The sequence below is a fragment of the Bifidobacterium sp. ESL0820 genome (assembly GCF_052606235.1).
This window is the reverse complement of record NZ_CP199594.1, coordinates 1,971,470-1,984,465: the sequence shown is the minus strand read 5'-3', so window position 1 is coordinate 1,984,465 and position 12,996 is coordinate 1,971,470. Positions and strand designations below refer to the sequence as shown.

12 protein-coding genes are annotated in these 12,996 nt (G+C 62.6%); all 12 read right to left on the bottom strand.

The genetic code is table 11. The features are described from left to right. Positions 1-206 precede the first annotated feature (206 nt). Positions 207-587 carry a 50S ribosomal protein L7/L12 gene (gene rplL, locus ACUIAH_RS07845; protein ID WP_045924837.1) on the bottom strand — a complete coding sequence of 127 codons (381 nt, stop codon included), beginning with the start codon at positions 585-587 and terminating at the stop codon, positions 207-209. 102 nt (positions 588-689) lie between these two features. After that, complete coding sequence (rplJ, locus tag ACUIAH_RS07840) at positions 690-1,211, bottom strand: 50S ribosomal protein L10 (protein WP_445340907.1); 522 nt, start codon at positions 1,209-1,211, stop codon at positions 690-692. A 378-nt stretch (positions 1,212-1,589) separates the two neighbouring features. Next, complete coding sequence (gene mtnN / locus ACUIAH_RS07835; protein WP_045924839.1) at positions 1,590-2,324, bottom strand: 5'-methylthioadenosine/S-adenosylhomocysteine nucleosidase; 735 nt, start codon at positions 2,322-2,324, stop codon at positions 1,590-1,592. Positions 2,325-2,388: 64 nt separating this feature from the next. Next, entirely contained in the window at positions 2,389-3,609 is a 1,221-nt protein-coding gene (locus ACUIAH_RS07830; protein WP_045924840.1) for a 3-deoxy-7-phosphoheptulonate synthase, read from the bottom strand. After that, complete coding sequence (locus ACUIAH_RS07825) at positions 3,590-4,726, bottom strand: 3-deoxy-7-phosphoheptulonate synthase (protein ID WP_445341581.1); 1,137 nt, start codon at positions 4,724-4,726, stop codon at positions 3,590-3,592. Before ACUIAH_RS07825 ends, ACUIAH_RS07830 begins: the two co-directional genes overlap by 20 nt. Before the next feature lie 169 nt (positions 4,727-4,895). Further along, entirely contained in the window at positions 4,896-6,260 is a 1,365-nt protein-coding gene (locus tag ACUIAH_RS07820) for a C1 family peptidase (RefSeq protein WP_313841428.1), read from the bottom strand. Positions 6,261-6,374: 114 nt separating this feature from the next. Beyond that, positions 6,375-7,358 carry a lysostaphin resistance A-like protein gene (locus ACUIAH_RS07815; protein WP_445340906.1) on the bottom strand — a complete coding sequence of 328 codons (984 nt, stop codon included), beginning with the start codon at positions 7,356-7,358 and terminating at the stop codon, positions 6,375-6,377. A 176-nt stretch (positions 7,359-7,534) separates the two neighbouring features. Continuing rightward, entirely contained in the window at positions 7,535-9,271 is a 1,737-nt protein-coding gene (locus tag ACUIAH_RS07810; RefSeq protein ID WP_445340905.1) for a cell division protein, read from the bottom strand. Positions 9,272-9,415: 144 nt separating this feature from the next. Then, complete coding sequence (locus ACUIAH_RS07805) at positions 9,416-10,135, bottom strand: pyroglutamyl-peptidase I family protein (protein ID WP_445340904.1); 720 nt, start codon at positions 10,133-10,135, stop codon at positions 9,416-9,418. 22 nt (positions 10,136-10,157) lie between these two features. Continuing rightward, positions 10,158-10,949, bottom strand: coding sequence for an IspD/TarI family cytidylyltransferase (locus ACUIAH_RS07800; RefSeq protein ID WP_445340903.1), 792 nt, complete (start codon positions 10,947-10,949; stop codon positions 10,158-10,160). 119 nt (positions 10,950-11,068) lie between these two features. Then, positions 11,069-12,049, bottom strand: a complete 981-nt coding sequence (locus ACUIAH_RS07795; RefSeq protein WP_445340902.1) for a polyphenol oxidase family protein — start codon at positions 12,047-12,049, stop codon at positions 11,069-11,071. Continuing rightward, a complete protein-coding gene (locus tag ACUIAH_RS07790) occupies positions 12,046-12,927 on the bottom strand; it encodes an aldo/keto reductase (RefSeq protein ID WP_445340901.1) in 882 nt (293 codons plus the stop codon). The genes ACUIAH_RS07795 and ACUIAH_RS07790 overlap by 4 nt, the downstream gene beginning before the upstream one ends. Positions 12,928-12,996: the final 69 nt, after the last annotated feature.

The following is a 12,996-nucleotide window of genomic DNA, read 5'->3' as shown; positions in this document are numbered from 1 at the left end:
GCAGGTGGTTCATTGCCTGCCATGAATCAATTCAGACACTTTGATCCACTCTTGTGCGGATAGCAAGCGACTCATAATCGTTTGGTCCAAGGTCGACCCAACAGGCACACCCATCCCCCATGGCATGGCCGGATATGGGAAAGCCCCGGGCCGTCGGTGACGACACAGGGCTTTCCAGCATGCAAGGGCTCAGAAAGAGCCGATGACTACTTGAGCTCGACGGTGGCGCCGGCCTCTTCCAGCTGAGCCTTGGCCTTGTCGGCGTCCTCCTTCTTGGCACCTTCCAGGACGGCCTTGGGGGCACCGTCAACCAGAGCCTTGGCATCGGCCAGGCCCAGGTTGGTGATGGCCTTGACAGCCTTGATGACCTGGATCTTCTTGTCGCCGATGGCGGAGAGGACGACGTCGAACTCGGTCTTCTCCTCCTCAGCCGGAGCAGCAGCACCGGGGGCGGCAGCGGCCACGGCCACGGGGGCGGAGGCCTCGACGTCGAACTCGTCCTCGAACTTCTTGACGAAGTCGGACAGCTCGACCAGAGTCATTTCCTTGAACGCGTCGATGAGCTCGTCAGCAGAGAGCTTGGCCATAATGGCTTCCTTTCATTTGTGGCGACCGGCATTGACTGGTAGGCCGATCACCGAACATCTTTTTTTGTGTTTGCCGTATGAATCCGGGCCAGTGCCGTGGACTCAGGCGGCCTTTTCCTGCTTCTCGCGCAGGGCGTCGAACGTGCGCACGGCCTTGGTAGGCACAGCGACGAACAGGTTGGCGGCCTTGGACATGGTGCCCTTGAGCGCGCCGGCCATCCGGGAGAGCAGAATATCGCGGGATTCCAGATCCGCGATCTTCTTCATGGCATCCGCGTCAACAACAGCTCCATCAATGAAGCCGCCCTTGACGATCAGTGCCTGGTTGTCCTTGGCGAAATCACGCAGCGCCTTGGCGGCATTGACGTAATCACCCTTGACGAAGGTGATGGCGCAGGGGCCGGCAAGCATCTCATCGAGACCCTCGATTCCAGCCTCTTTGGCTGCAATCCGGGCTAGCGTGTTCTTCGCCACGTTGTAGGAAGTATCGCGGCCTAGCTTGTTCCGCAGATCGGCGACCTGCGGAACACTGAGCCCGCGGTACTCGGTGAGGATGATGGCGTCGGCGTCACGGAACTTGTCCGTCAGCCTGGCGACAGCCTCTTCCTTTTCGGGCCTTTTCATGGCGTTCCTTCCTAGACAGACCTCTGGAGGGAGCCGGACGACCGAGCATGGCGGGCAAAAAGAAAGCCCTGCCGACAGGCAGAGCGAAAAAACAGGTCACAAGGACCGATTTGAAACTCAACCTGTGCTGGCTCGATCAACCGAACTTAGGAGACCCAAGGGTCCCGACCAACGGTCTTTGGTATGCAAGGGGCAATATTACACAGGTCAGGTGCAGCCGTCAAGTTCACAGGCACGGCAAGTTCGGAGCCAGCCAGCTTCGGGGACTGCAGAACTGCAGCAGATTCACGACATCTGGGCCCTGACGGGCGCAACCCGTCAGATCACAGGCCCATAGGCGCCAAGCTGCACGGCTGAGGGCTCCTTGCTGACCTGCGCTCAGAGCTCGCGCACGATGCCCAGCACCAGCCTGGCGGCCGTGTCGGCATATTCGGAGATGTCGAACTCCCGGAAGACCTCGTAGTCGGTGTCGGCGTTGTCGCTCAGAGCGCGGATGACCAGGGCTGGCACCTTGTTGCGGGCCGCCACATGGCAGACAGCCGCGCCCTCCATCTCGACCGCGTCGGCCCCGGTCTGCTCCTTGACTTCGGCGATCTTCTCCGGGCTGTCCACGAAGTAGTCACCTGTTGCAATGGTGCCGACGATGTGCTTGATCCCCATGGAGTCCAGGGTCCGGCTTGCCAGATCCAGCAGGCGAGGGTCCGAGTGGAACTCCTCGGTGCCGGGGGCCGACTGGGCCACCAATCGCATGTCGGTATCCAAATAACGCAGGGTGCCGCCAAGAACCACGTCGTTGATGTGCAGGTCCTTGTTCAGGTTGCCCGCAATGCCGGAGAAGATAACGGCCCTGGGGCGGAAGGCATCGATCAAATACTGTGTGGTGGCGGCGATGTTAACAGTACCCATGCCACCCACGGTGGCAGCCAGACGAACCGGGCCGTGCGCCCCATTCAGGGCGCCGCATATGACCTTCAGGCCAGCTTCACCGGCCCGGGGATCCTGATCCGCCTGCTGCAGACCTCGGCCGATCAGGGCCACCTCCTCATCCATGGCCCCGATGACGGCAACCGGCCGCCGATCCTCACCCTTCGGGGAAGCATCCGCTTCGCTCATACCTGACTCCTTATCCAAGATTCCACTGGCAACTGCAGCCCGACCAGACTACTGCAGGCGCAAGTCAACGAGTTGCGCTTCGACGACGATCCACTGCTCCTGCCAGCTCCTCCAGCAGGTCCTGGGTATCAGGCCAGGAGATGCAACGGTCGGTGATCGAACACCCGTAGACCAGCTGGTCCAATGGGGCCGGCTTCTGATTGCCTCCACGTATGAAACTCTCCATCATCAGGCCAGTGACGCCTTCCTCACCGTCGCCTATCCGCCGGGCCAGCTCATGGACAACCTGGATCTGGCGCCGCTCGTCCTTGCCGGAATTGCCATGGGAAGCATCGATGAGCAGTCCGTGGGCAGCCGCGCTGTCCTCAGGCATGCGCTGGCGCAGCACGGCAAGGGCTGCCCGCACCGAATCCTGATCATAGTTGGGGCCGGACTTGGAGCCGCGAAGAACCAGATGGCAGTCGGGGTTGCCCATGGTCGCCACAGCCGCAGCCTGACCCTCATGGTCTATTCCGAAGAAGGTATGGCGCTGAGAGGCTGCATAGCAGGAATCAATGGACACATCCACGCTGCCATCCGTGGCGTTCTTGAAGCCGATGGGCATGGACATGCCGCTGGCCAGCTGCCGATGGACCTGGCTCTCCGTGTTCCGGGCACCAATGGCCCCCCAACTGACCGCGTCAGAAATGTACTGGGGCGATGTAGGCTCAAGAAATTCCGTGGCCGCCGGAAGCCCGGTCTCCAGCACACCCAGCAAAATGCGCCGTGCCAGTACCAGGCCCTTCTGGATGTTATAGCTGCCATCCAGGTCGGGGTCGTTGATCAGGCCCTTCCAACCGACCGTGGTCCGAGGCTTCTCGAAGTAGACCCGCATGACGATCAGCAGCCGATCCCTCAACCGCTCGTTGACGGCCGACAGACGACGGGCATAGTCCAGCGCAGCATCGGGGTCGTGGATGGAGCATGGACCCACAATGACCAGCAGCCGGTCGTCCCGCCCATGCAGGCAGTCCACGATTTCCTGCCGGGAGCGGATGACCAGATCCTTGGCCGATCCGTCCAAGGGATATCGAGTCAGCATCTGCGCGGGCGAAGGCAGGCGGTCAAGCTCAAAGACCCTCCTGTTGACGATCCGGCCTATGCCTACCTCGTCCTCCCACCTGGGCACGTTCCCGGTCTGCAGGGGGTTGACGCCTGCCGCCAGCGCCTTGTGCACCAGTTCAACCTCGTAGGCCTTGCTGGGTCGGGGCAGAGGCTCCTGTGGCTCATCCTTCATCCGGCTCATGCTTTCTCCTTTCCCGACGAGCCTGCACGGCATCGGCCAGGATCTGCAGCAGTTCCTCGGTCCTGTCCCAGGAAATGCAGGCATCGGTGACGGACCGGCCGAAGACCAGGTGATCCAGCGGGGCCGGAGCCTGGTGACCGCCCTCAAGGAAGCTCTCCATCATGATGCCTGACAGGCCCTGCTCACCCTTGGCGATACGTTCTGCCAGCTCTTCGACCACCTGGGCCTCACGCACTGGATCCTTGCCACAGTTGCCATGGGCTGCGTCGACGATCAGCCCCCGGCAGGCACCAGGGCCCAGCGGGGCCTGATGCATGGCCTCCAGGGCGGACCGGACGGACTCCGAATCGTAGTTGGGGCCATGACTGGAACCGCGCAGAATCAAGTGACAATCTGGATTGCCCCTGGTCTCGGCAGCGATGACATGGCCGTCCAGGTTGATGGACAGGAAGTGATGCTCGGATGCTGCAGCCAGGCAGGAATCAACCGCTGCCTTTACGCTGCCCTCGGTCGAATTCTTGAAACCCATGGGCATGGACATGCCGCTGGCCAGTTCCCTGTGGACCTGGCTCTCCGTGTTCCGAGCCCCGATGGCCCCCCAGCTGACCGCGTCAGAGAGATACTGCGGGGTGATGGGATCCAACCATTCCGTGGCCGCCGGAATCCCTTGTCCCAGAACCTGCCAGAGCACCTGACGGGCAAGGCGAATCCCCTTGCGAATATTGAATGTTCCATCCAGATCGGGGTCGTTGATCAGCCCCTTCCAGCCCACTGTGGTCCGGGGTTTCTCAAAGTAGACCCGCATGACGATCAGCAGCCGATCCTTCAACCGCTCATTGACGGCCGACAGACGACGGGCGTACTCCAGAGCAGCCTCCGGGTCGTGGACTGAGCAGGGGCCGGTGATGACCAGCAGCCGATCGTCCCGGCCATGCAGAACATCCCGAATGGCCTGACGGGAGTCCCGCACCAACTCCATACGCTCCGAATCCAAGGGCCGCGAGCGCAGAAAGACCCTGGGGGCCGGGATGGGATCCAACTGACGGATGTTGACGTCCACTGTTTCGGGAAAGACGGCCGTATCAGCAAAATACTGCCGTTCCTCTTCCGGGATGATATCCGGTTCCTTGACGAATGCCACGGTCGCTCTCCTCTCTGTCGTACTGCGACGATCCTGCCCGAATTCCTTATGACCGCCCGCATCCGGACCAATGCGGGCGGTCCGTTCCCGCGATCCATGCAGACCACGGGAACGAACAATTAGATGGATAAATTGGTGACGTTGCTCAGGCCAGGGCGCCCATGGGATCCCAGGCGGGCAGCATGATGGCCTCTTGGTCAAAGGCCCGGCGATACTCCTCGGACAGCATGGACTTGGGTACGGCCACCTCATAGACATACTGGCTGAACCAGTCGTCGCTCATGGTGAAGTAGCCCTTGTTGGCGATGTCCCCGCCCCAGGAGTTCTCCACCCGCCAGCGGTTGGTGGTCCGGCCGTCATCGGCCACATCCACACCCACGAATGCCATGGCGTGGTTCTGGGCCGAGTCGCCGAAGCGCACCCGCTGCTCCTTGTCCATGTCGAAGTCCACACCGTAGACCCGGCCGTACTCGAACAGGTCAGTGGCCCACTGGCCGGCCTTGCGGTCCATCATGGGGTGGCAGTCGGCGCCGAACCAGACCGGCAGGCCCTGCTCGCTCATCAGACGACGGGCGCAGTCCTTCATGACCTCCACCGGAACGTTCAGATACTCGGTGGGATCGCCGCCAGCCACGTTGCCCAGATGCTCGATGCCGATCTTGCGGCCCTTGGGGTGCTCGGGACGCGGATCGTCGACCAGGCAGACATAGTCTTCAAGTCCGGCATTCACGTAGCGCTTCCAGAACTCCTGCGGGGTGATCCGCCCATCCCTGTGGAAGACGCCGTCCTTGTCGGTCCACTCCCAGTCGAAGCTGGTGGGCGGGGTGCCCAGATGAATGGTCAGGATACGGTGACCGGCCTCCAGGGTCCGATCAATGATCCCGTCGATGCCATCCGGGTTGGCCACCATGTGAGCCGTGGCCTGATGAAGCAGGCGACGGAGCTGGTCGTTCATCTGGCTGGTGTTCTGGGAGGAAGCGGTCTCGGGATAGAACTGCTTGGGCACTGCACCGTACTTCTTATAGATGTTCATGGCCATGATCCACTGGCCGCCATCGCCCATGACATCGCCCATCAAGAAGCGCATGAGCTGGGAGTCGACGGGCTCGCCGGCACGCACCAGAGCCGCCACGTCGCGCAGGAAGTAGTTGACGCGCTCAAGCTTGTCATAGTACATGGCGTAGTTCTGGGACAGCTCGAAATCGCCCATAGGGTTGGCAGTGCTTTTACCATCGATGTTCAGCGCCTTGCGGGCCACAAAGCGGGCTACATTCAGCGAGCTGAAAAGCCAGCAACGTCCGGAATGCGCCTGCGAGGTGACCGTGCCATTATCGATGCTGACCGAAAATCGGTGCTGGAGCAGGCGGGAGCGGTTATAGTTGTGGGCCACTTCGTCAATGCCTACCTGAGTGACAGCGTTCATGGCGACGTGGTTGGCCTCGCGCTCATCAAAGGCGGTGCGCAGGCCCTCCAGACGGGTCTGATCCAGTGGTGTCAGTACTGATGTCATACGGTCTATCCTTGTTTCCTTTCATACGGATGTATCTGCATCCCTGCATCCAGCATAGCGGGAATCGGTCCTCAAAGGTTCGCCTGGCGGAGGATGTGGACAACTGTACCTTTGTCAAGCCAGGGAGAAGCGCTGGGCCGCATTGACCACGGCCAGAACCAACAGGACGGCCAATCCAAGGGAGATCCAGCCCTTATAGGTGCCGGAGCGTGAACGATCGGCGCGCAGACGGTCTGCCAGCCGGCCCCGAATCAGCCAGAGGACTACCAGTCCCCCAACCAGCCCCAGAAGGGTCATGCCCTGGTTGATCATCGTGCCGGTGCGGGCTGGCACCGTCTGGGTCAGCCACATCATGGCGTCAGCCAGGACCAGGTTGTTGAAAATGTGCAGGGCCATGGACCAGAGGATGGAATATTCCATGGCGATGACACCCAGAACCAGGCCCAGCAGGAAGGTGAACAGACTCTGGGTGACGTCTCCGTGCAGGCAGGCGAAGATAAGGGAGGAGGTGACGATGGCGAAGGTCCGTCCGTAGGGCTTCAGTCGGCCCATGACCACGCCGCGCAGCAGGAATTCTTCGACGACAGGGACCAGGATGGCCGTGTCCAGGGGCGACAGGAACCCATGCTGGCCCGCAGCGATCTGGGAGGTGGTGGAGTGGTAGACCAGCCCCAGGGCCTGGGATCCCTGGTTGACCACCCAGGTGAAGCCGGTCTCGATGCTGCTGGCCAGCATGATCAGCAGGATGGCCCCGATCAGCACGGCCGGACCGGGATTGGTCTGAGCCTTGTACTGCACAGGGTTGGAGCCACGCCCGAGCAGATCCTGGCTGCGGGTGCCGAAGAGAAAGACCAGCATGACCAGATCGCCCAGCAGATCGCCCAGCCCCGGCTGACGGGCAATGCCCAGGGCCGCGGCCACCGAGGGCAGATTCAAAACCCCCGCGATCAGGTTGGCCACCACCAGGTACACCAGGGCATAGAGGGATTGCAGGTCCACCCCACGGCGCACCTGGGCACTCCATGGGCGAGAAGCCACAGCCGACCCGGACGACCCCGTGCCAGACACATGTGATGATGCGTGCCGTGATTGCTGCATGACGCTCTCCCAACCCCGTGACCCTTGGCCTGGACCTCTTCACTACCGACTCTAGGCCTCAGCAGGTGTTCTGGTCGAGATTGACGGCCACCCAACTTCCAAGCAAGGCGGAACGACAGGGCCGGATCGCAGACCATGCCTGCAACCCGGCCCCGACGGACAATGTCCTTTGCTGATCAGTCCCGATCGGTCGGGGTAGCGTCGTCGTTGATGGGCGGGATAACCGTAGTTTCCTGATCGGTGACTGCCTTCTCCACCTGTCCGGCCTCATCCTGGGCCGGCGCGTCATCGGCCTGGGCGGATGTATCGGGAAGGGCGCTCGGCGCCGGAGAGGGCAGAACCTGAGTAGGCATATTGGCTGAGGACCTGACAGCCGCAGCCTCAGCCGCGCTGGCATCATCCCCGGAATTACTGTCGGAATCAGTTGCCGCACCATCGGCTGACTGGCTGACTGCTACCGGATCGACTGATGTCTGAGGGGCTTCTGCCTGGGCATCGGCAAGGGGCTGATCGACGGCCTGATCCTCGTCTTCAGCCTCCGAGGATGCCGCCGAAGCCGACGAAGCAGGGGCCGGCAGCGGATCCGCGGCAGGCACAGCATTGACCACGGGCACGCTGGGCGCCTGCCCCTCGTCCTGGTCATTGACCACAGCCTCATCATGGAAGCCGTCGAAGTTGCCGAAGGACTTGGAGAAGATGTTCCGCAGCTCGTCGACCCGAGCGGTAATGGTGGCCTCCCGGTGCTGCAGCTTGGCGATGTGGTCCTTGAGCCCGTCAAGCTCGGCCTGGGCGGCCTTGCGCTGGTCCTCGATCTCGGTTTGGGCGCGCTGCTTGGCCTCCTCCAGCAACTGGTTGGCCTTGCGCTCGGACTCCTCCCGCTTGAAGGAGGCGAACGAATCGGCATCCTTTCGGGTGGCCTTGGCCTGTTCAATCAGCTCCTGGGTCTCCTTCTCGGTCTTTACCCGACGCTCCTCCAGGCTCTTGAGCAGCTCGCCCACCTTCTTGGTGGCATCCTCCTGCTGAGCGGCGATGTCGGAGCGGACCTGCTCGGCCTCCGCGTTGACCTTGGCCATGGTCTCGGCGCTGGTGACCTTGGACTCATCCACGATCTGCTGGGCCTCGGACTTGGCTTTGTCGGTGATCTCCGAAGCCTGCCTGCGGGCGTCATTCAGGCTCTTGGAGACCTGCTCGCGCACGTCGGCCAGCTTCTTGTTGGCCTCGGCCAGGGCCTTCTGAATCTGATCGTTGGCCTCTTTCTTGAGCTTGGCGATCTCCTCGTCGCTCTTGCGCCGCTTGTCGGCAATCTCCTTGGCAGCCTTGGCCTTCTGTTCGGACAGCTCCTTGTCCTGGGTGGCCTTGCTGGTTGCCAGACGCTTCTCATGCTCCTCGCGGGAGTTCTGCAGCTCCAGATCCAGAGCCTGACGACGTTCGGCCACCACCTTATCGGCTGCAGCCTTGTTCTGTTCGCTCTGCTGCTTGGCGGTGGTGGTGACGGTCCTGGCTTCGTCGTTGGCGGCCTCAACGATGGACTTGGCCTTGGCGTTGGCCTCGTCCACAATGTGCTTGGCTTCAAGCTGAGCCTCGTTGACCAGGGTCGTCGCCTTCTCCTGGGCGGAGGTCTTGGTGGATGCCGCATCCTGCTTGGCGCGATTGAGCAGCTCGGTGCTGGTCTGTTCGGCCGAGGCCAGCAGCTGCTGGGCGTTGGCTCCAAGTGAAGCAAAGGAGTTGCGCGGCTGTTCGGCCTTGCGGGACTTGACCTCCTGGAGTTCCGCCTCCAGCTTCAGAATGCGATCGTCATCGGCCTTGATCTGCTGACGCAACCGGGCTAGATTGCTCCGCGAGGCCGCCAAGGCCTGGTCGACCCGCTCCTTGTCATAGCCTCGCAGGACAACGGGAAACTGATCTTCGGCCATGGAAACACTCCTCTTCGCCACCAGGACATGCCGGCCCGTGACAGAAATGTCTTCGGTCCGGTGGATTTACCTCGACTCTACCCCATGACCGGCCTAAAGTCGCCGTCTGACCTGCCGCCGACACATTGGCCTTACATACGGGTCTCAGGCAATGAGAATGGGACTGGAGGAGGGCCTGCGATAGTAGCGAATGGTCTCATTGACCACCTCGCGCACAGCCTGTATCTGCTGATCCAGGGGCAGGCCGCACTCCTGACCGCCGCTTTCGTTGACCAGGGGAAGGCTGACGAACCCGGCCAGGACATCCTTGTGTCCTGCAGCCCATGCCAGCAGGTTGTAGAAGAGCGCGTTGCAGACATAGGTGCCCGCGTCCGAGCTCAGTGTGGCAGGAATGCCGCAGGTGCCGAAGTCGTGCAGGATGGCCCTCAGCGGCAGTCGGGTCCAGTAGGCGGCCGGGCCCTGGGGGTCGATGGGCTGGCGGCTGGCAAGAGGGACGGTATCTCGAGACTCCTGCTCCCCCAGGGTTTCACGATCGTCAGCGTCGTCCTCCTTGAGGTTGACGGCGCAGCGCTCCATGGCGATGCCACGAGCCCGACGCTTGAGCCCTGTGGCGATGATGATATCAGGGCGCACGCGCTCTATGGCCTCATGCAGGATGGGCCAGGCCTTGGCGAAGCTGACAGGCATGGTAACGGAGGAAATAGCCAGATCCACGCCCTCCAAGGGATCCTCCTCGGTGGGGCCGACTGGCCGCATGCCTTCCATGCCATGCTCGGCCAAAGCCTGTGAGACCTGATAGGAAGGGTTGACATCAACACCCTCGTAATGATCGTATCCGGCGACGATGACCTTGATCTGCTCCATGTGCCCCATGGTACACAGGACTTCACCCGGCCAGGGAGCGCGCTATCCATTCAGCCATGGGCACGTCCGAAGGCAGGGTGATCTTCATGTTGGTCACGCTGCCGGCCACGATGGCCACCGGCTCCTCGGGCAGGCGATCCACCACCACCCGGGTGTCGTCGGTGGGATGGAAGTCGGGGTCTGCGGCGGCCAGGTCGTAGGCCTTGCGGAGGGTGCTGAAACGGAAGGCCTGCGGGGTCTGGGCCCGGAACATGTTGTCTCGGTCGGGCACTTTACGGACCACCTTGCGCTCGCCCAGGTCGCCGGCCATCAGCATGGTGTCGGTCGAAGCCAAGGCCACGGTAGCGGCGTTGAAGGTATCCAAGGCATCGATGCAGCCATTGATGGACTCCTGGCTGACGAAGGGACGTACCGCGTCGTGGATGAGCAGCTTGGCATCCTGGGGGATCTCCGCTTCGGCCAGGGTCTGCAGGGCCGCCTCTGTGCTGTCCATGCGCTCGATGCCGCCCTGGATGACCGTGCGGACCTTGTCGTAGGTGTCGTCGCCCACGATGGCCTCGACAGCCTCCCGCACCCGATCGTTGACCACGACCAGGATGTCGGTGACCCGGGCATTGAACTGGAAGGCATCAATTGACCAGGCGATGATGGGTTTGCCGCCCACCTGCACCAGCTGCTTGGGGTTGCTCTCGTCAAACCGAACGCCCAGCCCGGCTGCCAGAATCACCGCCACAACTGGCTGAATCTGCTCCTCTGGCTCGGCGTTATCCTGACTGACCTCGGACGGGGCTGCTGATGCTCTGCTCTCACTCATAGACTCAACGGTACTCACGCGAGGAGAGGAAGGGGCGCAGGCCCGGCGCTATCTGCACCGAACATCTGCACCCGAGGCCTGCTCCAGCTGCCGGAAGCCGGATCAATCAACATGCTGCATCAGTCGTCGGCCAGGATAAGGGCCAGCATGCGCCCCTCCCCCGCCTTGCTGGCCAGCGAGGCCCGGCGGTGGGAGTACCAGAGCGGATTCTCCAGAGTGCACAAGGGTCGGCGCAGATCCTCAAGACGCTTCGACAGGGAGGGACCCTCACTGTCATGGCTGCAGAGCTCTTCCAGGTCCGGATCCTGACGCAGGTAGCTGGTGGCGGCACCGACCCGGGGGGCGGAATCTACGATACGGGTCACTCCTGCCGCCTTCAGTTCCATCCTGGCTGCAGCGGCGATGTCGATGGCGATTCCGCCGAATCGACATGGTCCGGATGCGCCGGGGAAGCGCTTCTCGAAGTCATCAGCCAGGTTCGAACACACCTGATAGCAGTCTGCGCAGATCCGAGGCCCCAGCGTTGCCACGATCCTGGAGGGGTCGGCGCCCTTGTCGGCCATGGCCTTGACTGTGGCCGGAATGACACCGGCCACCAGACCACGACGACCGCAATGCGCCGCACCCATCACGCCGGCCTGCGGGTCGGCCAGCAGCACGGGGAGGCAATCGGCCGCGAAGATGCCCAGGGCCAGGTCACGACGGGTGGTCACCTGCGCATCGGCTTCGCAGCGCCCCTGGGGCTGACCCTGGTCAGCGTCCCAGACCTTGGCTGAATGAACCTGATCCACCAGGACCATGGGACGGTCCAGCTGGCGGCCCAGGGCCTGACGGTTGGCAGCCACCGCCTGCGGGTCGTCGCCCCCCTTGCCGCCGAGATTCAGCTGGGCATAATCGCCCGAGGAGACCCCGCCCAGCCTGGTGGTGTAGACCACTTTGATCCCAGGCGCCAGGGCTATGGGAATGGTGACCGGGATCGGCCGGCCCTGATCGTCCAGTGACGGCAGGGAACTGCTGTCCAGTAGGGTCCGTTCCCGATCCCAGGCTTGGCCCTGAGCGCTCTGGGTGCCCTGCTCTCTTGGTTCAGGCTTGGGACTCATGCAGTCGCCGCCCGGTTCAGGCGGTCCATCTCGTCCTCGCTCAGTTCCATGTCAGCCGCCTGTAGGGAATCCAGAATGGTGGCCGCCCTGTGAGCCCCGGGAACCACAAAGACGTTGCTGTTCTGGGACAGTTCCCAGGCCAGGACCACGCGCTGGTGGGAGACGCCGCGCTCCTGGGCCACCTGCCGGAAGGCATCATAACGAGTTTCGTCCTTGGGTGCTCGGAAGCCTCCCAGGGGGCTCCAGCAGACGAAGGCCAGACCCAGTTCAGCCGCATGGTCCAGCTCCTGGCGGGAGCTGGTGAAGGTGGGTGAGAACTGGTTCTGCACGGCTACGAGGTCATCGCCCAGAATCTTGCGAGCCAGGTCCATCCGCTCAATATCTACGTTGGAGACACCCAGGGTCCGGGCCACGCCCTGCTTGGCCAGCTCAGCCATGGCCTCCAACGACTCCTGGTAGGGCACCTGGGGGTCAGGACGGTGCATATAGAGCAGGTCAATGGTGTCCACGCCCAGGGCCTGAGCGGACTCCTTGGCGTGCCGGATCAGGCTCTCCGGCCGACCATCCACAGCCCAAGTGGGTCGCCCGTCAGTGAAGTTGCGGTAGTGCCCAACCTTGGTGGCCACCAGCACGTCCTGACGGGGGCCCTTCCAGGAGTCCAAAGCCTGGCGAACCAGTCGCTCGTTGGTCTGTTCGGGGCCGCCCGATTCGTAGTATGACCAGGCGGTATCCAGATGTCGACAACCGGCATCCAGGGCCTGGTGGATGACGTCGATGGCCGTTGCCTGGTCCGGTTTGCCCTCGATGGACAATCCCATGCAACCCAGTCCGACCGCTGTCGTAGTAAAGGGCCCCAAGGCCCGCATCGACGATGTCATGCATGTACTCCCGTCTTGTAGATTGAGGCCGGCTTCGACACCGCCGGCCTCCCATCGAGCTTAACTGGC